General features: G+C 60.7%; 20 protein-coding genes. 11 read left to right on the top strand and 9 right to left on the bottom strand.

What is annotated here, in order from left to right; translation table 11 throughout:
• The first annotated feature begins 180 nt into the window (after nt 1-180).
• On the top strand, nt 181-1,650 hold the full coding sequence (gene pap / locus F0184_RS17825) for a polyphosphate:AMP phosphotransferase (protein ID WP_150497568.1): 1,470 nt from the start codon (nt 181-183) through the stop codon (nt 1,648-1,650).
• Here pap and F0184_RS17830 read toward each other — a convergent pair.
• Nucleotides 1,647-2,831, bottom strand: a complete 1,185-nt coding sequence (locus F0184_RS17830) for a pyridoxal-phosphate-dependent aminotransferase family protein (protein WP_150497569.1) — start codon at nt 2,829-2,831, stop codon at nt 1,647-1,649. The genes pap and F0184_RS17830 overlap by 4 nt on opposite strands.
• Nucleotides 2,832-3,205: 374 nt before the next feature.
• On the opposite strand from F0184_RS17830, the gene F0184_RS17835 reads away from it, so the two are divergent.
• On the top strand, nt 3,206-4,234 hold the full coding sequence (locus F0184_RS17835; RefSeq protein ID WP_150497570.1) for an N-formylglutamate amidohydrolase: 1,029 nt from the start codon (nt 3,206-3,208) through the stop codon (nt 4,232-4,234).
• Nucleotides 4,235-4,270: 36 nt separating this feature from the next.
• Here the strand turns inward: F0184_RS17835 and F0184_RS17840 are convergent, their stop codons facing one another.
• Both F0184_RS17840 and F0184_RS17845 read right to left on the bottom strand, forming a co-directional pair.
• A complete protein-coding gene (locus F0184_RS17840) occupies nt 4,271-5,452 on the bottom strand; it encodes an NAD(P)/FAD-dependent oxidoreductase (protein WP_150497571.1) in 1,182 nt (393 codons plus the stop codon).
• A gap of 28 nt (nt 5,453-5,480) precedes the next feature.
• A complete protein-coding gene (locus tag F0184_RS17845) occupies nt 5,481-6,698 on the bottom strand; it encodes an acyl-CoA dehydrogenase (protein ID WP_172972160.1) in 1,218 nt (405 codons plus the stop codon).
• Between the two features lie 181 nt (nt 6,699-6,879).
• Here F0184_RS17845 and F0184_RS17850 point away from each other — a divergent pair, with 181 nt between their 5' ends.
• The 5 genes from F0184_RS17850 to F0184_RS17870 all read left to right on the top strand — a co-directional run bounded on the left by F0184_RS17850 (nt 6,880) and on the right by F0184_RS17870 (nt 12,300).
• Complete coding sequence (locus F0184_RS17850) at nt 6,880-7,803, top strand: LysR substrate-binding domain-containing protein (protein WP_150497572.1); 924 nt, start codon at nt 6,880-6,882, stop codon at nt 7,801-7,803.
• A 75-nt stretch (nt 7,804-7,878) separates the two neighbouring features.
• On the top strand, nt 7,879-8,799 hold the full coding sequence (gene yegS, locus F0184_RS17855; RefSeq protein WP_150497573.1) for a lipid kinase YegS: 921 nt from the start codon (nt 7,879-7,881) through the stop codon (nt 8,797-8,799).
• A 184-nt stretch (nt 8,800-8,983) separates the two neighbouring features.
• Nucleotides 8,984-9,982 (top strand): UDP-N-acetylglucosamine 4,6-dehydratase (inverting), encoded by a 999-nt coding sequence (gene pseB / locus F0184_RS17860; protein WP_150497574.1) that lies wholly within the window; start codon nt 8,984-8,986, stop codon nt 9,980-9,982.
• Complete coding sequence (pseC, locus tag F0184_RS17865; RefSeq protein ID WP_150497575.1) at nt 9,982-11,139, top strand: UDP-4-amino-4,6-dideoxy-N-acetyl-beta-L-altrosamine transaminase; 1,158 nt, start codon at nt 9,982-9,984, stop codon at nt 11,137-11,139. The genes pseB and pseC overlap by 1 nt, the downstream gene beginning before the upstream one ends.
• A 75-nt stretch (nt 11,140-11,214) precedes the next feature.
• Nucleotides 11,215-12,300, top strand: coding sequence for a glycosyltransferase family 61 protein (locus tag F0184_RS17870; protein ID WP_150497576.1), 1,086 nt, complete (start codon nt 11,215-11,217; stop codon nt 12,298-12,300).
• Between the two features lie 11 nt (nt 12,301-12,311).
• On the opposite strand, the gene F0184_RS17875 is transcribed toward F0184_RS17870, so the two are convergent.
• Genes F0184_RS17875 through F0184_RS17895 form a run of 5 tightly spaced genes read right to left on the bottom strand, consistent with a single transcriptional unit; the run spans nt 12,312 to nt 16,603 of the window.
• The gene (locus F0184_RS17875) at nt 12,312-13,274 is read right to left on the bottom strand and encodes a UDP-glucuronic acid decarboxylase family protein (protein ID WP_206668370.1); all 963 of its coding nucleotides are present in this window, start codon (nt 13,272-13,274) and stop codon (nt 12,312-12,314) included.
• A 44-nt stretch (nt 13,275-13,318) separates the two neighbouring features.
• Nucleotides 13,319-14,092: a glycosyltransferase family 32 protein gene (locus F0184_RS17880; RefSeq protein WP_150497578.1), complete on the bottom strand. Its 774-nt coding sequence runs from the start codon at nt 14,090-14,092 to the stop codon at nt 13,319-13,321.
• The gene (locus F0184_RS17885) at nt 14,082-15,035 is read right to left on the bottom strand and encodes a glycosyltransferase family 2 protein (RefSeq protein WP_150497579.1); all 954 of its coding nucleotides are present in this window, start codon (nt 15,033-15,035) and stop codon (nt 14,082-14,084) included. Before F0184_RS17885 ends, F0184_RS17880 begins: the two co-directional genes overlap by 11 nt.
• Nucleotides 15,032-16,114: a glycosyltransferase family 4 protein gene (locus F0184_RS17890; RefSeq protein ID WP_150497580.1), complete on the bottom strand. Its 1,083-nt coding sequence runs from the start codon at nt 16,112-16,114 to the stop codon at nt 15,032-15,034. Before F0184_RS17890 ends, F0184_RS17885 begins: the two co-directional genes overlap by 4 nt.
• A gap of 33 nt (nt 16,115-16,147) precedes the next feature.
• Nucleotides 16,148-16,603 carry a methyltransferase family protein gene (locus F0184_RS17895; protein ID WP_206668371.1) on the bottom strand — a complete coding sequence of 152 codons (456 nt, stop codon included), beginning with the start codon at nt 16,601-16,603 and terminating at the stop codon, nt 16,148-16,150.
• 187 nt (nt 16,604-16,790) lie between these two features.
• Here F0184_RS17895 and F0184_RS17900 point away from each other — a divergent pair, with 187 nt between their 5' ends.
• The 4 genes from F0184_RS17900 to F0184_RS17915 are packed head-to-tail and all read left to right on the top strand — an operon-like array spanning nt 16,791 to nt 20,781.
• Nucleotides 16,791-18,425 carry a long-chain fatty acid--CoA ligase gene (locus tag F0184_RS17900; RefSeq protein ID WP_150497581.1) on the top strand — a complete coding sequence of 545 codons (1,635 nt, stop codon included), beginning with the start codon at nt 16,791-16,793 and terminating at the stop codon, nt 18,423-18,425.
• A gap of 14 nt (nt 18,426-18,439) precedes the next feature.
• The gene (locus F0184_RS17905) at nt 18,440-18,928 is read left to right on the top strand and encodes a MaoC family dehydratase (protein WP_150497582.1); all 489 of its coding nucleotides are present in this window, start codon (nt 18,440-18,442) and stop codon (nt 18,926-18,928) included.
• A gap of 22 nt (nt 18,929-18,950) precedes the next feature.
• Nucleotides 18,951-20,000 carry a phosphotransferase family protein gene (locus F0184_RS17910; RefSeq protein ID WP_150497583.1) on the top strand — a complete coding sequence of 350 codons (1,050 nt, stop codon included), beginning with the start codon at nt 18,951-18,953 and terminating at the stop codon, nt 19,998-20,000.
• Nucleotides 19,993-20,781, top strand: a complete 789-nt coding sequence (locus F0184_RS17915; RefSeq protein ID WP_150497584.1) for an SDR family NAD(P)-dependent oxidoreductase — start codon at nt 19,993-19,995, stop codon at nt 20,779-20,781. The genes F0184_RS17910 and F0184_RS17915 overlap by 8 nt, the downstream gene beginning before the upstream one ends.
• Before the next feature lie 7 nt (nt 20,782-20,788).
• On the opposite strand, the gene F0184_RS17920 is transcribed toward F0184_RS17915, so the two are convergent.
• Nucleotides 20,789-22,876: a 3-hydroxyacyl-CoA dehydrogenase NAD-binding domain-containing protein gene (locus tag F0184_RS17920; RefSeq protein WP_150497585.1), complete on the bottom strand. Its 2,088-nt coding sequence runs from the start codon at nt 22,874-22,876 to the stop codon at nt 20,789-20,791.
• Nucleotides 22,877-23,105: the final 229 nt, after the last annotated feature.

Raw genomic sequence — 23,105 nt, forward strand, 5'->3', positions numbered from 1 at the left:
CAAGGACAAAAAGCGGCCAGCCGCTCGCACGCGTCCTGTTGCAGTGTACTGGCAAGCGGCCGGTTTTGCTTCTTGTCCCACAATGGAGCTAAGCTTTCCCGACGTTCGCGCGCGCCACGCGCGTCAATGGTTGATTTACGGTCCATGACCCATGATCGACCGGCTGGAAAGGGATCTCTCATGTTTGCATCGGCCGAATTGCCCCAGAAACTGGACAGGAAAACGTTCAAGGCCCTTGAGACGCAGATCCGCGAAGAGCTTCTGTCGGCGCAATTGGCAATGATCGAAAAGAAAAGCTTTGCCACGCTCATCCTGGTTGATGGACTGGACGGGGCGGGCAAGGGCGAATCCATCGCGCGGCTCTATGCCTGGATGGACGCCCGGCATCTTGTTTGCAATGCCTATGGCGAGATGATGGATGAGGCGAAACTCCGTCCTCCGTTATGGCGGTATTGGCGGGATCTTCCCGAGCGCGGGGAAACGGCGATTGTTTTCGGCAGTTGGTACCAGACCCTGCTCAAGCGCAGGATCTACGAAGAGATTGATGACGCCGAGTTCTCTCTGGAACTGAAACGGATCCGCCGGTTCGAGGAAATGCTGACAGATGAAAAGATCCTGGTCTTGAAGTTCTGGTACGTGTTGCCGAAAGAGGATCAGGAGCGCCGGCTGAAGAAGATCGAGCAAAAAAAGAGCAAGGCCCGCCATGTGCTGTCGGACTGGGCCACATTGAAAAACCATGAGATTGCATCCCAGGTGGGTGAGAAGATCATTCTCGAAACCAGCACCGGACAAGCCCCCTGGTTTGTCATTCCCTCCCAGGATGCCGACTATCGGGATGCGGCGCTGGGCCAAACGGTGTCCCGCGCGATCCAATTGAAGTTGGCGGATGGGGAGCCGAGGAATGTGGCCGCACCGCCGATCGTCGGCGGAGTGGAGCACAGGTCTGCCGTGGATGCGATCGATCTGTCCGCGCGGATTGAAAAGGCCGACTACAAGGCGCAACTGGACAGTCTGCAGGAAAAATTGTCGGATCTTTCCGACAGCAAGGCGTTTTCCAAACGCGGAATGATCCTCGTTTTCCAGGGAAACGACGCCGCCGGAAAGGGCGGCGCGATACGCCGGGTCATTCGCCCGCTCGATCCGCGCATCTACAAGGTGCACCCGATTTCCGCGCCATCCGACGAAGAAAAGGCCCGGCCCTATCTCTGGCGGTTTTGGCGCCGGATTCCCCGGCGCGGACATATCGCGATTTTTGACCGGTCCTGGTACGAACGCGTCCTTGTCGAACGCGTCGAAGGTTATGCCGGGCATGAAGACTGGTTGCGGGCCTACAATGAAATCAACGAATTCGAGGAAGAACTGGCCGGGTTTGGATACATCATTTGCAAATTCTGGCTGGCGATCAGCGAAGGCGAGCAACTGACCCGGTTCAAGGCGCGCGAAGAAACCGCCTACAAGCAGTACAAGATCACCGACGAAGACTGGCGCAACCGTCTGAAATGGGACCAATACGCCATCGCGGCCGGGGACATGGTCGACCGCACCTCCACCCACTACGCGCCATGGACGCTCATTTCATCCGAGGACAAGCGTCACGCGCGCATCGAGGTTCTCAAGACGATCTGCGCGCGGCTTGACCTGGAGCTCTAAAGAGCCGCCGCGAGATAGTCCTGAGCGGCAACAATGCCGCCACTTGTTCCGGTTTTTCCCAGCTTGGCCAAACCAAGTTCAATGGCGGACAGTGTGCCCAGCAGCATCACGGCATTCACATGCCCCATATGGCCGATCCGGAAACCCTGCCCGACCATTTCACCGATCGTGCCGCCGATGGTCACGCCGCACACATCATGGGTGAAATTGCGCAGACCTTCCACTTCCCAGCCGGTGGTGCGCACGACCGTGACGCTGTTCGCCCGGGCGCGTGGGTCGACGATGTTGAACTCGACCGCGCCGGCTTTCTCCCAGACGGCCACGGCCCGCCGGCTTGCTTCGGCCAGAAGGGCATGCCGGTGCCAGACCCGTTCGAGACCTTCGTCAAAGATGAGATCAAGGGCGGCCTTGAAACCAAAAAGCAGGTGTTCCGGCGGCGTCCCGCAGTATTTTTGATAGTGAATGGGCCCATCCCGGAAGGACCAGTCCATATAGTGCGTGCGCAGGTCTGCGGTCAGGTGCGCCTTTCGCGCCCGTTCGCCGCCGGCGACGAAGGACAGGCCCGGCGGGCACATCAGACCTTTTTGCGACCCGGTCAGTGCAACATCCACGCCCCAGTCGTCCATGTGGAAGGGCACGCAGCCCAGCGAGGCGATCGTGTCAACCATGAAAAGGGCCGGATGGCTGGCCGCGTCGATCGCCTTGCGCAGCGCCGCAATGTCATTCCACACGCCGGATGCCGTATCGACCTGGACGACCAGGATGGCCTTGATCTTGTGGCCCTTGTCGGCCCGTAACTTGTCTTCCAGAGCCGACGGATCGACCGGCTCCCGCCAGCTGCCGGGAAGCGTGTCGAGGTTCAAGCCCATCATGCCCGCCGCCCGACCCCAACCGGAGGCGAAGAGACCCGATTCCAGCACGAGAATCCGGTCGCCGCGGCTCAATGTGTTCGAGAGTGCGGCATCCCAGGCGCCATGGCCGTTCGCGGCGTAGATATACGGCGGGTACCCGGTCTTGAAGAGCCTCTTCAGACCGGCAAGACAGGCATCGGTCGTCTCGACCAAAGGGCCCTCGTAAATATCGATCGCTGGCCGGTGCATCGCCCGCAAGACCGCATCCGGAACGTTTGTCGGTCCCGGGATCATCAAGAATTCCTTGCCTTGGCGAAGAGTGGTTCCCATCGGTGTTGTCCTCCTTCAGGCAGCTTCTAGAGCATCTCCTGACAAGATTGAATCACTTTGCGATCCGTTATGTCAGGAATCGATGCTCTAACACTCTAAAATTGCGAGCAATTTTCCCCGATCAGATTGGAGCGTGCCGCTTCACCCCGTGGCGTCCTCTGGTGCCTGACTTGTGGTTAACCTGTAAGCGCCATTTGAGAAACAGGCGGATTGCCCTAAGAGCCGAAGGGAGCGCAAAAACCGGCTGGCCAGGGGAACGGAGCCATCGAAGCCGTCGATCCAGGGATTTCACGCGTCTGTTTCCGAATTGTCTTGTTTCCGTAGAGTAAAGAAATCAAACTGGAGACCCGACGGATTGTGTGTGAGGCTTTGAAATGATCCGCGTTGAAAAGGGCGATGGTCCGCTGATCCTGTGTTTGCCGCGAGCCGGGACCGAGATACATCCTTCGATCCTGCCACGTTTGAGCGCAACGGGCCGCCTTCAGACCGATGTGTCCTGGCGATTGGAAACAGTGCTGGACCTTGCCAGGGAACTGGATGCCACGGTCGTCCGCTCGACCGTGTCCCATTATGTCGTGGACCCGGACCAGGATCCTTCGCCCTTCCGGGCAACGCGCGCCACGGACACCGCCCTTTGCCCTGTAGTCACGCTCGACAATAAGCCGATCTACAAACCGGACGAACAGCCCGGCCCGACGGAAATCGAGCAGCGTTTGATCTTGTTTCACAGCCCCTTTCACGACGCGCTGTGCCGGGAAATCGAGCGGCTTTCCGCCCGCCACGGCAAGCTGATCCTGTTGGATTGCCAGTCGGCCCGGTCCCGGATCAAGGGATTTTGCGACCGCGGCCTGCCCATCATCAGCCTGGGAACCGGTGGTGGGAACTCCTGCGACCCGGAAATCAAGTCGCTTTTGGCCGGGGTTCTGGCCGAGACGGGGGGGTATTCCGTCGGTGTGGACGATGTTTTCAAAGGTGGTTTCATCACCCGCAGTTACGGGCGCCCGGAAGCCGGTTTGCACGCCCTGACAATGGTCGTGGCGCAACGCGCCTACCTGCGGCACGAAACGCCGCCGTTCGAACCGGACAAGCTTCGGCTGGGCCGGTTGAAAACGGCACTTCGCGATGCGCTCCTGAGACTGGGCGATTGGGCGGCTCCTGGATATACCGACAGCCGCCAAAACGCGCTGGCTGCGGTCACGGGTGGGCAGGACGTAACGGGGCTGTCAGCGGCCGCCCGCTTCCGGCCGCCGGTCCATAAATCGCTCTCCGAGTCCTTGCCGAACCCGGTAGCCCGGCCCGTTCGGGTCGAGGATCTGGTTACCCATCCGCGGCCGGGTTTGAGCAAGCCCGGCTCCATCACAGATACGGGCCTGTTACCGTCTCACGTTTTGGTTGCCGAGTAGTGTGCGGATATTTCTGCCGGAACCGGACAGGCGGTGTTAGACCACGTTCCGCTCGACGAGCGGCCTGTTTCTGGCAAGCCGTTCAATGCCGAGCGGGGACAGATCCAGCGTCTGGTACGCACCCGTTGCGATGAGTTCGGACAGCCCGCGCCCGATTGCGGGGGCTTGCTGCAGGCCGTGGCCCGAGAAACCGAGCGCGAGATAAAACCCCTCGATCCCGGGAACAGAGCCGACAAAAGCGTTGTGGTCGAACAGATTCATGTCGTAGCTGCCGGCCCATGCCGCGCCTGGTTTGATGGCTTCGAAGGCGGGAACCCGCGCGGCCAGCGTGGGCCAGATATGCTCTTCGAACAGCGTATGGTCGACATCGAAATCGTCGCAATCGGGATCTTGATCCGGCGGGGGTGCCGATCCGCAGATGAACCCTGTCCCCTCCGGCCGGACATAGGTTCCCGTCGGATCGATGAGGAGGGGAAACCCGTCCAGCTTTTCCCGGCATTCGAAGGTGAACACACACCGCTTTCGGCTGTGGACGGGAAGGTCCAAGCCGGCTTGCCGGCACAGGTTTGCGCCACCGGACGCTCCTGCGGTGTTCACCACGACCGGACTTGTGATCGCTGCGCCGTTGGAAAGGGCGACTTGCCAGCCATTGCCCGACCGTGTCAGGCGGTCCGCTCTGGCCGCAACATAGTCCACCCCGAGGGCACGGGCCTTTTTGCGGAACGCCTGTAGCAGGCCATAGCCATCGAACCACCCTTCGCCGGTCAACCCGTGGCAGCCGGCCGATAGATCCCGCGTTTCCAGCCAGGGAAATTTGTCCGCAAGGCCGGCTGGATCGTAAAAGCCGATATCCGCGCCGAGCTTGGTCTGGAGTGCGTGATTTTCGCGAAGGATCGGCTCCTTGTCCGGAGTTGCCAGGAACAGGTAGCCACCTTCATGCAGATCGATTGCCGGTTTTTCGCCCTCCACCGCGAGCGCTTCCCCGATCCGGCGCAGGAAATCTATGCCGAACAGGGAAATCTCGATGTTGATCGCGCTGGAGAATTGTTGGCGGATGGACGCGGCGGATCGGGCGGAGGCGCAAGTCTGGTAGGAAGGATCGGCCTCGACCACGACGATACGGCCGGAAAAATCCGGCCGCTGGGCCAGTTGACAGGCCACGGACGATCCCATGACGGCCCCGCCGACAATCACAACGTCTGCAGTGTGGTGCGCCATGGGTTGGTCCGTTCAGACTGTTGAAGTCTCAGAAGAACGCCTGCAATCCGGTCTGTGCCCGGCCGAGGATCAGCGCGTGAACATCGTGCGTGCCCTCGTAGGTGTTGACGGTTTCCAGGTTCTGAGCATGACGCATCACGTGATACTCCTCCTGGATTCCGTTGCCGCCGTGCATGTCGCGCGCCATCCGGGCAATGTCCAGAGCCTTGCCGCAATTGTTGCGCTTGACGATGGAAATCATCTCGGGTGCCGCTTTTCCGGCATCGAACAGACGGCCGACACGCAGCGAGCCCTGCAATCCGAGCGAGATCTCGGTCTGCATGTCGGCGAGTTTCTTTTGGAAAAGCTGGGTTTGGGCCAGCGGACGGCCGAATTGTTCGCGCTCCAGACCATATTGCCGGGCCCGATGCCAGCAGTCTTCGGCGGCCCCCATAGCGCCCCACGAGATTCCATAGCGGGCACGGTTCAGGCAGCCGAACGGTCCTTTCAGGCCAGAGACATTGGGAAGCAGGGCATCTTCGCCAACTTCGACATTGTCCATGACGATCTCGCCGGTGATCGAAGCCCGCAGGGACAATTTGCCGCCTACCTTCGGCGCGGATAGCCCTTTCATGCCCTTGTCGAGCACGAAACCGCGAATGGCACCGTCATGGGCATCCGACTTGGCCCAAACAACGAACACATCGGCAATCGGCGAGTTCGAGATCCACATCTTGGATCCGGTCAGGCGATAACCGCCGTCGGTCTTGACGGCCCGGGTCCGCATCCCGGCCGGATCCGAACCGGCATCGGGTTCTGTCAGGCCGAAACAGCCGACATATTCGCCAGAGGCGAGCTTCGGGAGATACTTCTTGCGCTGCTCTTCGGACCCATAGGCATAGATCGGGTACATCACCAGGGACGACTGGACACTCATCATGGACCGGTAGCCGGAATCCACGCGCTCGACCTCGCGGGCGACCAAGCCGTAGGCAACATAAGACGCGCCGGCACAGCCGTAGTCTTCCGGCATCGTGACACCGAGCAGGCCGAGCTCGCCCATTTCATTGAAGATCGACCGGTCGGTCTTCTCCTCGCGGTAAGCCTCGATCACGCGCGGCAGAAGCCGTTCCTGCGCATAGGCCCTCGCGCTCTCCATGATCAGAACTTCGTCTTCATGCAACTGATCGCGCAGCATGAAGGGGTCCTGCCAATCGAAGATGCCGCCGCCGGTCGGGGACGATTTCACGTTTGCTGGTGCGTTCATGTCAGATCTCCTTGGCTGCGCCGCCGCTGGGGCATGCCGCTTTTTCGCGGCGCTCATGTTGCGCAGTAGCTATTCCAATATTGCACAGTATCGCAAGTCTCCCGATTGCAATAAAGCGATCAATGCTCCATGGTTCATGCCAATATGGAATAAACCGATTTTTTCCAAGGTCCTTTTATCGATGAAACGCGCCTTTGTTCCGCCCGCCGACACACTCATCGCGTTCGAGTGCGCGGCGCGGCACGAAAGCTTCACCCGTGCCGCGAAAGAACTCCATCTGACCCAAGGCGCGGTTTCCAAGCAGGTGCGGCATCTGGAGGACCGTTTGGGCGTTGAACTCTTTCGCCGCGTTCGCCAGCGCATCATTCTGACGGACGCCGGACGGCTCTATTTGCACGATATCCGGGGCGCTCTGGAGGATTTGACCGCGGCGACCCGGCAAGTCATGTCCTATGCCGGCAGTCAGGACGTTTTGAATCTTGCCGTCCTGCCGACGTTCGGTACACGTTGGCTCGCGCCGCGTCTGTCCCGCTTTATGCGGATCTATCCGCATGCCGGCCTCAATATCAGCGTGCGCCTGCAGCCCTTCGATTTCGAGACCGAGCCCTTCGACGGCGCGATCCATCATGGCGATCCGGTCTGGGCGGGAGCGATTGCCGATCCGTTGTTTCCAGAGGATGTCATTCCGGTTTCCTCGCCTGTTTTCAGGGACCGGCATGGCATCGAAGCGCCTGCCGACCTTGCCCGGGTCCCGCGGCTTCAACTCGCCACGCGGCCAAATGCCTGGAAGCAGTGGTTCGATGCCCTGGAGATATCGGCCGCCACGGCGTTCCAGGGAGTTCGGTTCGAGCAATTCGTCATGATCTCGGAAGCGGCAATTCATCACTTGGGAGCCGCGCTCGTGCCGCGCTTTTTTGTCGAGGACGAGCTTGCCTCCGGCCGCTTGGTCCAGCTTTTCGACCTTCCGTTGACCCAAAGCTCGGCCTATCATTTCGTTTATCCCGAGACCCGCACGCTCCGGCCGGTTGTCTCGGCGTTCCGGACTTGGCTCATCGAAGAAGCCCGGGCTGAGCGCACCGGGGAAGATCCGCTCCTGCCAGGCTAGGCCATTGGCAGCCGTTGTTCTGCACCGGCGCAAACCCTTTCCGGAAGAACCCGAACCATCGTTTTCGAGACAAGCATGACATCACGACACCTCAGATTGATTCTGAACGGAAAATCCGCCGACCGACCGGATGTCAGGGAAGCCGTCGCGGCCTTGCGGGATCACGGTCATCACGTCTCGGTCCGGGTCACGTGGGAAGGCGGCGATGCCGGCCGGTTCGCTGCGGAAGCCGTAAACCATCAATCCGAAGATCCATTCGACGTCGTGGTTGCAGGCGGCGGTGACGGGACTGTCAATGAAGTCGTTGGCGGGATGCTCGATGCCGCCCAAACGGCTGGAGTAACGCCGCTGGCACTTGCGGTGCTCCCGCTGGGGACGGCCAACGACTTCGCCGCGGGGCTCGGTCTCGATCCTGCGGAGCCGGCAGCGTGTCTGCGCATCGCGGCCGAGGGCCGGTTCAGCCCGCTTGACATTGGCCGTGTGAACGGCCGCCCTTTCGTCAACATGGCGACCGGAGGCTTTGGCGCGACCGTGACCACCGAGACGGACCCTGTGTTGAAGCGGCGGATTGGCGGAGCAGCCTATCTTTTCACCGGCTTGCGGCGGTTTTCGGAACTCGCCGGGTGCGAAGGGCGGATGGAGGGAGAAGGCTTTTCCTGGTCGGGACGTTTCCTGGCGCTCGCCATTGGCAATGGTCGCCAGGCCGGCGGTGGGGCGGTTCTTTGCCCCGATGCGCGGATAGATGATGGTCTGCTGGATCTCACCATCATTCCCTTTCCCGCGCGCGAGGAGATTGGCCCCTTTTTTTCCCGCCTTTTTGAATCAGGGGTGCGGGCACTGGAAGACGAAGTTGTGACGGCTCAAGTTAAGCGTTTGCGGATCGAGACAACCGCCCGGATCCAGATGAATCTGGATGGAGAGCCGATTCGCGGCCGCAGCATGGACATCGAGATTGAACCCTCTTGTCTGATGATTGCCCACCCGAAGGGGAATTAGAACCTCGACAGAGGCATCCATATTGGCAAATCGGCCTAGCCTGTCGTTTGAATGACCATGCTTTTTGTGGAAAGGCGGAAGGAAAGCCCATCGCGGTGGCCTTCCATCGATTTGGCGGCGCCTTGCCGCGCCATTTTTGTATAATGTTCATGAACCTGAGCCGCATCACGTTTCTGGGGCCGAAATGCTATCGAATTCAACGATTTTGGTGACCGGCGGAACGGGATCTTTCGGCCATGCATTCGTGCCGATGACCCTGAAACGCTACAACCCGGCAAAGATCATCATTTTCTCCCGGGATGAGATGAAGCAGTGGGAGATGGCGAAGCTGTTTTCCGGCGACGAGCGTGTGCGGTTCTTCATTGGCGATGTCCGCGACCGCGACCGGCTTTACCGGGCTTTTGACGGCGTCGATTATGTCGTTCACGCCGCCGCCACCAAGATCGTCCCGACCGCTGAGTACAATCCTTTCGAATGCATCAAGACAAATGTGATCGGCGGTATGAACGTCATCGATGCCGCCATCGACCGGGGCGTCAAAGGTGTGGTTGCGCTTTCAACGGACAAGGCGTCCAGCCCGATCAATATCTACGGGGCGTCGAAACTGGCCTCCGACAAGTTGTTCGTGGCCGGAAATTCCTATTCCGGCGGCCGGGAAACGAGGTTTTCTGTCGTTCGCTATGGCAATGTCATGGGTTCCCGCGGCTCGGTCATCCCGTTTTTCTTGAGCATCCGCGACACTGGCATCCTGCCCATCACCGATCCGCGCATGACCCGGTTCATGATCAGCCTCGATCAGGGCGTGGAGCTTGTCTGGCATGCGTTTGAGGACATGGTGGGCGGCGAAATCTACGTCAAGAAAATCCCCTCCATGCGGGTGACGGACATCGCCCGGATCATCGCGCCGGATGCCAAGCAGGAAATTGTCGGCATCCGGCCCGGTGAAAAACTGCACGAACAGATGGTTGGCCTTGAAGACGCCCACTACACCTATGAATATGAAGGCTACTACAAGATCCTGCCGGCCATTCACAGTTGGGCAACGTCGGTTGAGCGGATCAAAAACGGCGCAAAGGTATCTGAGGATTTTGTGTATTCCAGCGATACCAATCCGGTGTGGATGTCGGAAAGCGAGTTGGCCGCTTGGATCGAGGCCAACTGGGACGAAATCGGAAAGATCTGATGATCCCGTATGGCCGCCAGGACATCAATGACGCCGACATCGCGGCAGTCGTTGCGGTTTTGAATTCGGATTTTCTGACACAGGGGCCGGCCGTGCCCCGGTTCGAACGGGCGCTCGCGGATCGTGTGCAGGCGCGCCATGCCGTGGCCGCCAACTCGGCGACGTCCGCCCTGCACATGGCTGTTGCCGCGCTGGGTCTCGGGCCGGGTGATACCCTATGGACATCGCCGATCACTTTTGTCGCTTCCGCGAATTGCGCAAGGTATTGCGGCGCGCATGTCGATTTTGTCGATATCGATCCGGACACCTTCAACATGTGTCCGCAGGCCTTGGCGGAAAAGCTCGAAGCGGCGAACCGATCCGGCACCTTGCCGAAGGTTGTCGTGCCGGTTCACATGACCGGCCAATCGCCGGCGATGGCGGAGATCGGCGCACTGTGCCGCCGCTTTGGGGTGCGGGTTGTTGAAGATGCCAGTCATGCCATTGGTGCGCAGTATCTGAAAGCGCCGGTCGGCAATTGCGCCCATTCCGATGTGACTGTGTTCAGCTTTCACCCGGTCAAGATCATCACCACGGGAGAAGGCGGCGTTGCGGTGACCAATCAGGCGGATCTGGCGGGTTGGATGGAGCGTTTTCGCAGCCACGGGATTACCCGCGAAGCGTCCCTCATGACCCATCCGTCCGATGGACCTTGGTATTATCAGCAGCTTGAGCTCGGATGGAACTACCGGATGACCGATCTCCAGGCGGCTCTGGGATACAGTCAACTGAACCGATTGGACGAATTTGTCGCCCGTCGCCGCGCGCTGGCGGCCCGCTATGACGAAAAGCTCGCCGATGTGCCCGTTCAGTGTCCGGTGCAGCATGCGGACGGACGCTCGTCATTTCACCTTTACGTCATTCGCCTGACCGGCGCATCGGCCGGCCGGCATCGCGATGTGTTTGAAAGCCTCAGAGACAGAGGGATCGGGGTGAACCTTCACTACATTCCGGTCCATCTCCAGCCTTACTACCGGCAGTTCGGGTTCGGTCCGGGCGATTTCCCCGAAGCCGAGGCCTACTATCGCGAAGCCATCAGCTTGCCTCTGTTTGCCGGATTGTCCGAGCAGGACCAGGACAGCGTGATTGAAGCGCTTCGGATGGTGCTTGAGCGCTGATCCTTGTTGACGAGGCCGCAAATATCGGCTGAGTGAGGCGGCACGTTTTCGGCCGAATCGATACGGATTGACCCCATGCGACAGAACTTGCGCGCCCGCTACCATACCGCGCGAAAGGCCCTTGCCGGACGTGTGGAGGGCCTTTGGCCGTCTGTCTTGTTCTCAGATGTGACGGAAACGGTCTTCGAACGCGATCCGGAAGCCCGCTCCTTCGAGCCCTTGCCGTCTGCCTTTCCAGAACAGGCCAGAAGCTTCGTGGCCCGCGCGGGGCTGGAGAAGAATGCGGAGAGGGTCTACCGCACCACGGTTCCGTGCACGATCGATCCGAAAATGGGCATCTTGTTTGCCGGATCCAAGGTCGTCTGGGGATCGAGCGATATCCCCGACCGGGAAAGGGGCCCTTCCTTTCACCGGCATTTGTCCAGACCCTCTTTGACGCTCCCGGCAGGCATTCTTCTGCACCACTTTCATTCCGACAATTACTTCCATTTCATCTTCTACGTCCTGACCAAGGTACATTTGGCGGAAAAGGCGGGGCTGCCGGCAGACGTCCCGTTCGTGCTTCCCGAGAAAACGGCGGGCACTGTCTTCTTCCGGCAGGCCCGGGACCTCGGTGTCTTCGGCAAGCGGGAAGTGGTGGTTCAGGGCCGCAAACAGGTTCTGGCGGTGGACCGGGCTTTTTTGATCCGCGAGCGGTTTTGCGATCCGCAAGCCATGGATTGGCTGTGTGACCGGTTTTCGGTCCCGATGGCTGCGCCGCAGAACCGGCGCCTCCTCGTGGTCCGGGCGAAGGATGCTGCCAACGGACGAAGCTGGCGCAATCAGGCCGAGGTCGAGGCGACGGCCGCCCGGTTTGGCTTTGAGGCGGTGGATCCGGGAACGCTGCCTTTGAAAGACCAGGCCAGGCTTTTCAGCGAGGCAAGCGTGGTGGTTGGCGCGCATGGCGCAGGACTTACAAATCTTGTCTTCCGGCGCCACGCGCCGGGACATCTGGTCGAGCTTTTTTCGCCTCAAATGGGCGGCGCGCATTACTTCATGATCGCGCGCGCAAAGGGGTTCGGCTATGACAGTCTCCTGACGCGCAATCCGGAAGGCCGCGACTTCCGCGCCACGACGGAAGTGGACTGCGCCGACCTTGAACGGGTTCTGGGCGCGCTTTGACCTGTTCTGGATCAGGGCGTGGCGTTCAAGCTTCCCGACAGCAGCGCATCGAAATAGGCGATGGTCTTGGTCAGGCCGTGTTTCAGCTCGGTCGTCGGTTGCCACCCAAAAAGTGTGTTTGCCCGTGTCAGGTCCGGCCGCCTTTGCTTCGGATCATCCACCGGCAGGTCCTTGAAGACCAGCTGGGACCTGGAGCCGGTAATCTCCAACACGGCCTCGGCGAGTTCCAGCATTTCGAACTCACCGGGATTTCCGATGTTGACCGGCCCCGGGTTCGATGGGTCGAGGTCCATGAAGCGGACCAGCCCGTCGATCAGATCGTCCACATAGCAGAAGGACCGGGTCTGTTTGCCGTCGCCATATATCGTGATGGGGTCGCCGCGCAGGGCCTGGCAGATGAAATTTGACACGACGCGGCCGTCATTGACGTCCATGCGCGGGCCGTATGTGTTGAAGATCCGGGCGACGCGGATATCCATCCTGTGCTGGCGGTGATAGTCGAAAAACAGGGTTTCCGCGCAGCGTTTGCCTTCATCATAGCATGACCGGGGTCCGATCGGATTGACCCGCCCCCAATAGTCCTCAGGTTGCGGATGGACTTCGGGATCGCCGTAGACCTCGCTGGTCGAGGCTTGAAAGATCTTGGCTCCGGTGCGCTTGGCAAGTCCAAGCATATTGATCGCGCCGTGGACGCTCGTCTTGGTCGTTTGAACCGGATCGCGCTGGTAATGGATCGGCGAGGCCGGGCAGGCCAGATTGTAGATTTCGTCGACTTCGATGTAGAGCGGGAAGGTCACATCGTGGCGTAGCAGTTCAAACCGCGGGTTCTGAATGAGGTGGTAGATGTTCCGCTTGTTGCCCGTGTAAAAATTATCGAGGCATATCACTTCATCGCCGCGGGCCAGAAGCACTTCGCACAGGTGAGAACCGAGGAAGCCGGCACCGCCGGTCACCAATATGCGTTTTTCATTCATCTTCATCTATCCGGGTTTGGCCGTTCGCGGGGCTATTTGGCGGGTCACAGGTAGTTCTTGAAACTCGGCGTGGGAAGCCCGTGCAGGATCTGGTTCCGGTATTCGTAGACAAGCGGATGGAAAACATCCGCGCAGATAAAGCTCCAGGGCAAGGGATACCCATCGGCTTGGTTCCGGCCGGCTTCTCTTTTCGCTCGGGGATCGTCTGCCGGGGATTCGCGCAAATCCGGTTCGGCGATGTCGAGCCGGGCGTTGATCGTCGATATCCAGGCTGACGTCAACGGTGTGTTCGGGCGCAGGATATACGCACAGCTTCCGATCAGGGACCGCCAGTTCAGACGCAAACGCCGATAGGTGATCCAGGCTTTGAGCCGGCTAACCGGCTGGTCACTGAGATACGGTTTTCCCTGGAGCCTATGGCGATGAACGTGGGCCACACCCTTGGCGCTCTTTTCGGTGTATCCAATGCCGAGCGCCCCGGGGTTTTCTGACAGGCGGTCAAGGCTCGGCAGCCATGATTCACGGGTCATCTTGATGTCGGCATAACCGCCGCCATGATGATGCATGAAATAGGCGCGCAGATAATCCGAGCGGTGCACGGCGCTCAGATGGGGATAGGCCCGATGCAACGGGTGCCCCGCGACGAGCCAGCCGTCCAAATTGGCCGGCGTGACGAGATTGACCTCAAAGCCTGTGTTCCGAAGCGAATCCAGGCATCGTTTCCGGTCGTCCGACATGGGATTGTCGCCGGTCCAGAAACAAAACAGGCGGGCGGGCAAGGCCCCGGTCTCCTCGTGGGTCACCGCGTTATGTTCCATCGACTGTGTCATAATAGGTTGATGGCCGGTGCATCAGGCCCGACAGGCTTCCGAGACCACGTGCCAGCCGCATCCGGCCTTTATAGTAGAGGTTGGTGCCCTGCTGCGTCAGGAAGGGCTTCAGGATGAGCCCGGCCCCGGCACTTGCGCTGCCGGAGACAAGGCGGCGAACCGCGGAGAAACCAAATCTCAGCAGCGTCCTGGCGGATCCATGCCGCAGATAGGAGGCTTGGGCGCGCGCCGCTGCGCCCGCATAGGCGGACTGGAGGATCCGGTCCGGTGTGGTTCGGCTCGCGGGAAATGTCGTGCGGACAACAGCTTGTGGCGCTGAAATGATCAGATGGCCGGCCTCGTGAGCCCGCTCGAAGAAGTCCAGATCCTCGTAGCCGCCCATAAACACCGGATTGAACGTCAAACCGCTGTTCGCGGGATCGATGAGGGCGCGAGAGAAGACAACATTACAGGTCGACGCGCGGGTCAGGGACTTGCCCTCCGGCTCCGGTGTCATCGGCGACAGCTTGGACCATGCGGGTGGCAGGACCTCGAAATGTTCGTCCACAAAGCCGTAGCTCACCTGTGCCGCATAGCGGTGAAGCGCCGCCATATGGGCTTGAAGCCAGCCGGGTTCGGCGATCTCGTCGTCGTCGATAAGAGCAATCCAGTCATAGCCCCGCTCGAGGGCCTCCCGCACCGTCCGGTTGCGGGCGAAGGGAATCCCGCGCCGGGGTTCCAGCCGGTAGTGAACCGGAAACGGGGCGCTCGCCGCGATCTGGTCGACAACCGCCTTTGATCTGGGTTCGGAATCGTTTTCAACAACGCAGATCTCGAGCGACCAGGTGTCGCTGGTCATCTGGCCAACCAGGCTGGTCAGGCATGCCTCCAGCATCACGGGCCGTTCGCACGTGCAGACCATGATCCCGATCGAGATGTTTGGCACAGTCATAAGGGGTCCGGTTCAAGCTGACGGTCCAGGCAAGCGTCATATGCGGCAGCAACCGCTGCGAGATCAAGTGTGGACAATACATGCCGCCGCGCGGCTTCCGAAAGCGCCATCCGTTTTTGTTCGTCGTTGATCAAGCCGCGCAGGGCTGCGGCGAGGTTTTCGCCGGTTGTTTCGGCTTCTGATCGGGGAAGGAGGATTGCACAGGTTCCAGCTGCCTCCGGCGTCCCGCCGCTGGCCGTGGCGATCGTTGCGCAGCCGCACGCCATGGCTTCGACCACCGCCCGGGGAAACCCCTCTTCCACGATCGAGGGCAAAGCGGCGATCGCAGCCTGCCCCAGCCTGCCTTTCACCTCGGATGAGGTCAGATTCCGAAAAATCGAGATAGGCTCGTCCGGTGCGACTTTCGCGCCAATCCGCTGGAAATAGGCGCGTTCCGCATCGGTCTGAACCCCGAGGACCAGGTCCAGATGCCAGCCTGGCTGCCGTATGTCCTTGAACGCATCCAGAAGAATGTCCACCCCTTTGTCTTCGCGCGCCCTGCCGACATAGATGACCGTCTGGTTCTTGCGCTCGAGCGGGCGCCATTCCCGGCAGTCGACACCGTTGAACACCACGGAGGTTTTTGGTTCTAGGTGCGGATAGGCACGGAGGAAGCCTTGCCGGATGAAGTCGCTGACGAAGATGAAGCCATGAATGGGCTTCAGGGACCGGCCTTTGCGCCATCGCGACAGCCAGCCCCGTTTGTGACGCATCAATCCGTGCCGGTGCAGGACAACAGGTACAGGCGCGCAGAACCGGGAGATTGCCGCCGCGCTTTCAGGATGCTGGTGGACAACGACAAGATCGGGCAAATCGGATTTGAGTATCCCGGCCGCCTTCCGGATGAACTCAGCCTGCGACTCCGCTTCAACCGGGCGGAAATCGACCCCGTCGAACGGTTCCCGAACGCCGGCTCCGATCACATAGGTGCTCTCTTTGTAGCGGCTTGCCTGATAGAGATCATGGGCCACCAGATCGATCGAGGTCGCGCCTTTGGGTGAGAAAACCATGCCGCGCGGCAGGATGACAGCGACTTTCACATCGGCTCCAAAGGCTGGGGGATGATGCGTGGATTAAATCCAGCGCCGGACACGGGATTTGTAAGCGTGGTACTGCGCACCGAACAGGATTTCCAGCGCCGCCTCTTCCGGTTTGATCTGGAATTCCGTCAGATACCAGAGGACGGCGGCAATCACCAGAGCGCCCGGCAAAACCGCCCCCAGGTGCAGGCTCCAGGCGGTTAAAAGCAGCGCAAGGCCAAGATACATCGGGTTACGCGTGAACCGGTACGGGCCTTCGATCACCAGACTGGAGGCCTTCTGGGGCCTGAGCGGATTGACCGTTGTTTTACGGCGGATGAAACGGCCGACGCCCCAGCCTTCCAGCAGGAGGCCTGCCACGGCAAACCCAAGGCCAAGTGCGGTCTTTCCCGGGAAATCGATGGCGAGTCCGGGAGCGAGTGTGACCATGCCCCAAATGCCGGCAGCCCCGGTGAGGCCGACCACGGGTGGGGGAACAACAAGTTTCACGAAAGGCTCCAAGGTTGCGGCATGTTCCCAAACTCAAACATGGCCTGCGGTGTCAACACAAGGCGCCCCGCGTTCGCCCCGGAAGGCTTTCCGAAGGTCACCAGTTTCCATTCGCCGTTTCCGGTCTATAGTGGCCCAAAACGCTGAAATAAAAAGCGATAAGAAACCGAGCAAGGGAGGAAACGCCGTGAACGGCTTGATGATGAACCGTCCGCTGAAGATCTCGGACATCCTGGATTTTGCAGCAAGCGTGCATCCGGAGGCGGAGATCGTTTCGGTCACGGCCGAGGGTGGCCTTCACCGCACGACCTACCGGAAAACGGCAAAACGCGTGGCCCAACTCGCCTTTGCCTTGAAGGGTCTGGGGGTTCGGATGGGGGACCGGATAGCGACCCTTGCGTGGAACGGGTATCGTCATTTCGAACTGTACTATGCCGTGTCCGGGATCGGATCTGTTTGCCACACGATCAATCCGCGTCTCTCCGCCGAGCAGATGCTCTATATCATTCGCCACGCTCAAGACCGGCTTTTGTTCACCGATCTCACGTTCGTCCCGATCCTGGAAGGGCTGGCTGCGGAGCTACCGTCCGACCTGAAGATTGTCGTGATGACGGACCGCGCCCACATGCCTGACAGCAGGTTGCCGGGTCTTTTATGCTACGAAGAGCTGCTGGACGGGCAACCTGCCGAGATCGACTGGCCGGACTTTCCCGAAGAGACCGCGGCGGGTCTGTGTTATACGTCCGGTACGACGGGAAATCCAAAGGGAACGTTGTACACGCATCGATCCACGGTGCTGCACGCCATGATGGTCTCGCTCTCGATACCCGCCGCCCTGCAGGAAGGTCGGCGGATTCTGCCGGTCGTGCCCCTGTTCCATGTCAATGCCTGGGGCCTGCCTTACGCCGCCCCGCTGACCGGCGCCTCCCTGATCTTCCCGGGGCCGAAGCTCGATGGCAAAAGCCTGTTCGATCTGATGGAGAACGAGAAGGTCTATTCGGCCTGGGGCGTGCCGACCGTCTGGCTTGGCCTGCAAAACCAGATCGCCGCCGAGGGCCGCCTGCCGGACAGCTTCGGCCATGTCGTGGTCGGGGGATCCGCGGCTCCGAGATCCATGATCGAGGCGTTTGAGACGCTTGGTGTGGAGGTCTGCCACGCCTGGGGCATGACGGAGATGAGCCCGGTGGGCACCCAAGGGTCGCTGCCGGCTCATCTGACCGGTTTGCCCGAGCAAGAGAAAATCGACCTGAAGGCAAAGCAGGGGCGCCGTGTTTTTGGCGTCGATCTGAAAATTACCGACGATCTCGGTAACCGTTTGCCGCATGACGGCAAGTCTCCGGGCAATCTTTTTGTGCGCGGGCATGCGGTCACATCCGGGTATTTCGAAGACGAGGCGGCAAACACCCACGCTTTCGACGCCGAAGGCTGGTTCCGGACCGGGGATATCGCCACCATCGATGAAAACGGTTTTCTGATGATCACCGACCGCGCCAAGGACCTGATCAAGTCCGGAGGGGAATGGATCAGCTCGCTCGATCTGGAAAATGTCGTCATGGCGCATCCAAATGTTGCCAGTTGTGCGGTGATCGCCGTGCCGCACCCCAAATGGGACGAACGGCCCTTGCTGGTCGTGCAGCCGCGGGATGGGGAGCAAGCGCCGAAGGAAGAACTCTTGGAGATGCTGGCGCAGCATTTCGCCAAGTGGCAGTTGCCCGACGACGTGGTCTATGTCGACGGATTGCCGCTGACCGCAACTGGCAAGGTGTCCAAGCTCACTTTGCGCAAGCAGTTTGCGGAACATGCGCTTCCGGAAACCGGGTGAGGAAGGAAACTGCAATGACTGTCGATCTCCGACCAGGACCGGTGACCCGAAGCGAGCTGGAGCAGCTTGTCGGCAAGGAGGTGGGGGTCTCGCGCTGGTTCGAGCTCGATCAAAGCCGGATCGATGCATTCGCCAGGGTGACGGAAGATCATCAATTCATCCATGTGGATCCGGAGCGGGCGGCGCAAACCGCGTTTGGCGGGACAATTGCCCACGGCTTCCTGACCCTGTCGATGCTGTCGGCGATGGGCGTGGACGCTCAGCCCCGGATCGCCGATCAGGTCATGGCGGTCAACTACGGTTTCGACCGGGTTCGCTTTCTTGCCCCGGTCATGGCAGGGGACCGCGTGCGCGGCCGGTTCACGCTTGAGACGCTTGCGGAAAAGGCATCCGGACAGGTCGATATCGGCTGGGGCGTGACCGTGGAAATCGACGGCCGGGACCGGCCGGCACTGGCGGCCGTTTGGCTGAACCGGTTCATTCTGGGCAGCGCTGAGAATTGATCTCCATGTCAGGGAAAGGCGAATGGTGGACACATCATTAGGCAATGAAGCGCTTGGCGGGCTGGATGTCCGGGCCGTCGAAGATTGGCTGAAACGGGAAGTCGAGGGGGTTAGCGGTCCTCTGCGGGCCGAGAAAATCGCCGGAGGCCAATCCAACCCGACTTTTCGCCTTTTCACGCCTGACAAGACCTTTGTTCTGCGGCGCAAGCCACCTGGAACGCTGCTGAAATCCGCGCATGCCGTCGAGCGGGAGTATAGGGTTCAAAAGGCCCTTTCTGGCTCGGATGTCCCGGTTCCCAAAATGCTGGCCCTGTGTGAGGACGACGGGGTCATCGGCTCGGCGTTTTATGTCATGGAGCATGTTACCGGCCGGACATTCGATGATCCGTGTCTGGAGGGCGTAGCGCCTTCGGAACGGCGTTCCATCTATCTGGAAATGATTCGTGTTCTGGCTGCAATCCACTCCATTGATCTGGAAGCGCGCGGGCTCACCGATTACGGGCCGGGCCACAACTACTACCGTCGTCAGATCGACCGGTGGACCAAGCAGTACCGGGCCAGCGAAACCGAGCCGATTGCCGATATGGAACGGCTGATCGAATGGCTGGATGCCCATGCGCCGGAAGATGATGGCCGCCGCAGCCTGGTTCACGGCGATTTCCGGATCGACAATCTGCTGTTCGCGCGTTCCGGGCCGGACTGTGTGGCGGTCCTGGACTGGGAACTGTCGACCATCGGGCATCCCTTTGCCGATCTGGCGGCCTTGATCATGCAGTGGGGCAGACCCACCGGACCGGAGCATCGCGGCTTGCAAGGGGTGGACCGGGCCGCGCTGGGCATTCCGGCCGATGACGCGGTGATCGCGGCCTATTGCGAGAAAACGGGCTTGAGCGGCATTGAGAATTTCGGGTTCTACGTCGCCTTTTGCGCGTTTCGTATGGGCGCGATACTTCAGGGAGTCAAAAAGCGGGCGCTCGACGGGAATGCGTCGGATCCCGAACGCGGCTTGCAGCTTGGCGCCTATGTTCCGGGATTTGCCGCCGATGGTCTGAAAGCAGCCGGGCATGGCTGAGGGCCTTTTTGCCGGACAGGTGGTGCTCATTACCGGTGCTGCTCGCGGGATCGGCGCGCGTGCGGCAGAACGATTTGCGCAAGAAGGCGCAACATTGGCGCTCTCTGACCTGAATGGCGACAGGCTCTCTCCGCTGGTCGCAAGTCTGTCCGCGACCGGCGCCGATGTTTTCGGCACTTGCCTTAACGTGTCCTCGGAGAAAGAGGTGTCCGCTCATATCGCGGGTATACTGGACCGGTACGGCCGGCTGGACGTGGCGATCAACAATGCGGGACTGGTCCATGCCGTGACGCAGTTGAGCGATCTGGACCTCGACGTTTTCGAGAGAATGATGAGTGTGAATGCCCGTGGCGTGTTTTTGGGCCTGAAGCATCAGTTGCCGCCGATGCTGGCGGCCGGGCGCGGCGCGATTGTCAATGTTGCGTCCGTGGCGGGGCTGGTCGGCGCCGGCGGTCTGTCGGCTTACGCAGCGTCCAAACACGCGATCATCGGTCTGACCCGTTCGGCGGCCGATGAGGTGGCGTCGAAAGGCGTCCGGGTCAACGCGGTCTGCCCGTCCTTTGCCGAAACGCCCATGTTCGATGGCATGGCGCAGGATTTGGCGCAGAGGCGCGGCCTGGACACCCAGGCCACCCGGGACCGGTTCACCCAGCGGGTGCCCATGCGCCGGATCGTGACGCCGGAAGAGGTGGTCGAGGCTATTCTTTGGCTGGCCTCGCCACGCAATACCGCCATGACCGGTCAGGCGCTTGCCGTGGACGGAGGCCTGACCGCGATCTGACCCGGCCTCAGCCGTTGCGGTCCGCGAACGTACCGCCGGTTTCCGCGAGCTCGCTCAAGAGCGCGGGTACCTTCCAGAAGTAAGCGTCTTCTTGTGAATAGGCCTCGATCCGGCGCACCAATTCGCCCGCGCCAATCGCATCCGCCGTGTGCATCGGGCCGCCGCGGAACCGGGGAAAGCCATATCCAAAGAGGTAAACCGCATCGATGTCGATCGGCCTGAGCGCAATCCCGTCTTCCAGGATCGTTGTTGCTTCCATGATGATCGCCGTCATGATCCGGTCGGTGATCTCCTTTTCCGAGAAGCTGCGCGGCGCAATCCCGGCTTTCTCCCGCTCCTCGTCAATGATCTTCAGAACGTCCGGGTTCGGCGTGACGCCATCTTCGCCATAGACGAAGAACCCGCGTCCGGTTTTCCGTCCGAACCAGCCCTGTTCGCAGATCCGGTCCGGAATGGGGACGTAACGCTCTTCCGCGGGGCGGGTCGGCGCGAGGCGCTTGCGGGCGGCCCAGCCAATATCGAGGCCCGCAAGGTCCGACACGGCGAACGGCCCCATCGCGAAGCCATAGTTCGTGAGGGCGTTGTCGATCTCTTCCGGGCTCGCGCCATCCATCATCAGATAGTCGGCGGCGGCCTTGTAGGTGTTGAGGATGCGGTTTCCGATAAAGCCATCGCAGACACCCGCACGGACGGCGATTTTCTTCAAGCGCTTGGCAAGGGCAAACCCGGTTGCCACGAGGTCCGGCGCCGTCTTGTCGGCCACGACGACTTCCAAAAGCCGCATGATGTGGGCGGGCGAGAAAAAATGCAGGCCGATCACGTCTTGAGGCCGCTTGGTGACGGCTGCAATTTCGTTGACATCGAGATAAGATGTGTTGGTGGCTAGGATCGCACCCGGCTTGCAGATGCCGTCGAGCTTGGAGAAGACGTCTTTTTTGACGTCCATATCCTCGAAAACGGCTTCAATCACCAGATCGGCGTCGGCGAAAGCTCTGTAGTCGGTGGTTGTGGAATAGGCATTGGACAGGATGGCGTCGCGCTTGTCCGCCGCAAGTTTTCCGCGCTTCACGGCGCCTTCCAGGTTCTTTTCGACAATCGACCGCCCGCGCGCCGCAGCCTCTTCGTCCCGCTCGGCCATGATGACCGTGACCCCGGCCAGCAGACAGCTGGTCGCTATGCCCGATCCCATGGTGCCGCCGCCAATCACGCCGATCGTTTCGACCTTGCGCGGCGTTTCTTTGGCTTCCGGAATTTTCGTAACCGCCCGCTCGGCGAAGAAGGCGTGGATCAGCCCCGCGCGCTGCGGGCTGTTCATGCAGTCTTCAAACAGCGCGCGCTCGGTTGCCAGGCCTTCAGCAAGCGGCTTTGTGCTCGCGGCGACCGCTTCCACGCATTTGTGCGGTGCGAAGAGGTTGGGCTGTGTTTTTTGAAGCTGGGCCTTTGCGGCTTCAATCGCGGCCGGATCTGGCTCTACTGCCCGTTCGCCAGTCCGGCGGGTGGCGAGCTGGCCATCAAGAACGTCTTGCGCCGCCACCATGGCGATGTCCCGCGGATCTCCGGTCTCAATCCGGTCCACAAGGTCGAGTGCGAGCGCCTCTTGCGCACCGATCCGTTTGCCCGTGGTAATTAGATCCAAGGCTGCGGAAATGCCGGCCAATCTGGGCGCCCGCTGCGTTCCGCCTGCGCCTGGCAAAATGCCGAGGGTCACTTCCGGGAAGCCGATTGTCAGCCCTGGCAGAGCGATCCGGGCATGGGCCGCCATCGCGACTTCGAGGCCTCCGCCAAGCGCATTGCCGTGAAGCACTGCGATGACCGGTTTTTCCATGGCCTCGATGCGATTGCACACCTCTGGCAGCCAGGGATCCTTGGGCGGCATCCCGAACTCCTTGATGTCAGCCCCTGCGATGAACGTGGTGCCGGCTCCGTAGATCGCGACCACTTTGACGTCCGACGTGCTGGCCAGGGTGTCCATGGCTTCAACCAGACCCGCACGCAGGGCATGGGAAGCGGCATTGACGGGCGGATTGTTCAATTTGATCAGGGCGATTGGTCCGGAAGTTTCAATTGAAACCAAGGAGGCGGAGGTATCGGTCATCGGTGTGCGGAATCCAGATCGGTAAATGAGGGATGCAGGACGCCCTGCGGCGAGGCATGTTGATTGGCGCCGGGTGCGGATGGGGCAACAGTGGCGCGACAGCGGTCGGATCGTCAAGCCGCAGATCGTCTGAAACAAGGATCTGGGAAGGCAAGGGGGTGTCTCCAAACGCGAGACAGGTCCGGCGCTTTCACGCCGATGCGTTCCGGTCCTCGATCCAGATCCTTGA

The organism is Roseibium aquae (genome assembly GCF_008711285.1).
GTDB classification, from domain to species: Bacteria; Pseudomonadota; Alphaproteobacteria; order Rhizobiales; family Stappiaceae; genus Roseibium; species Roseibium aquae.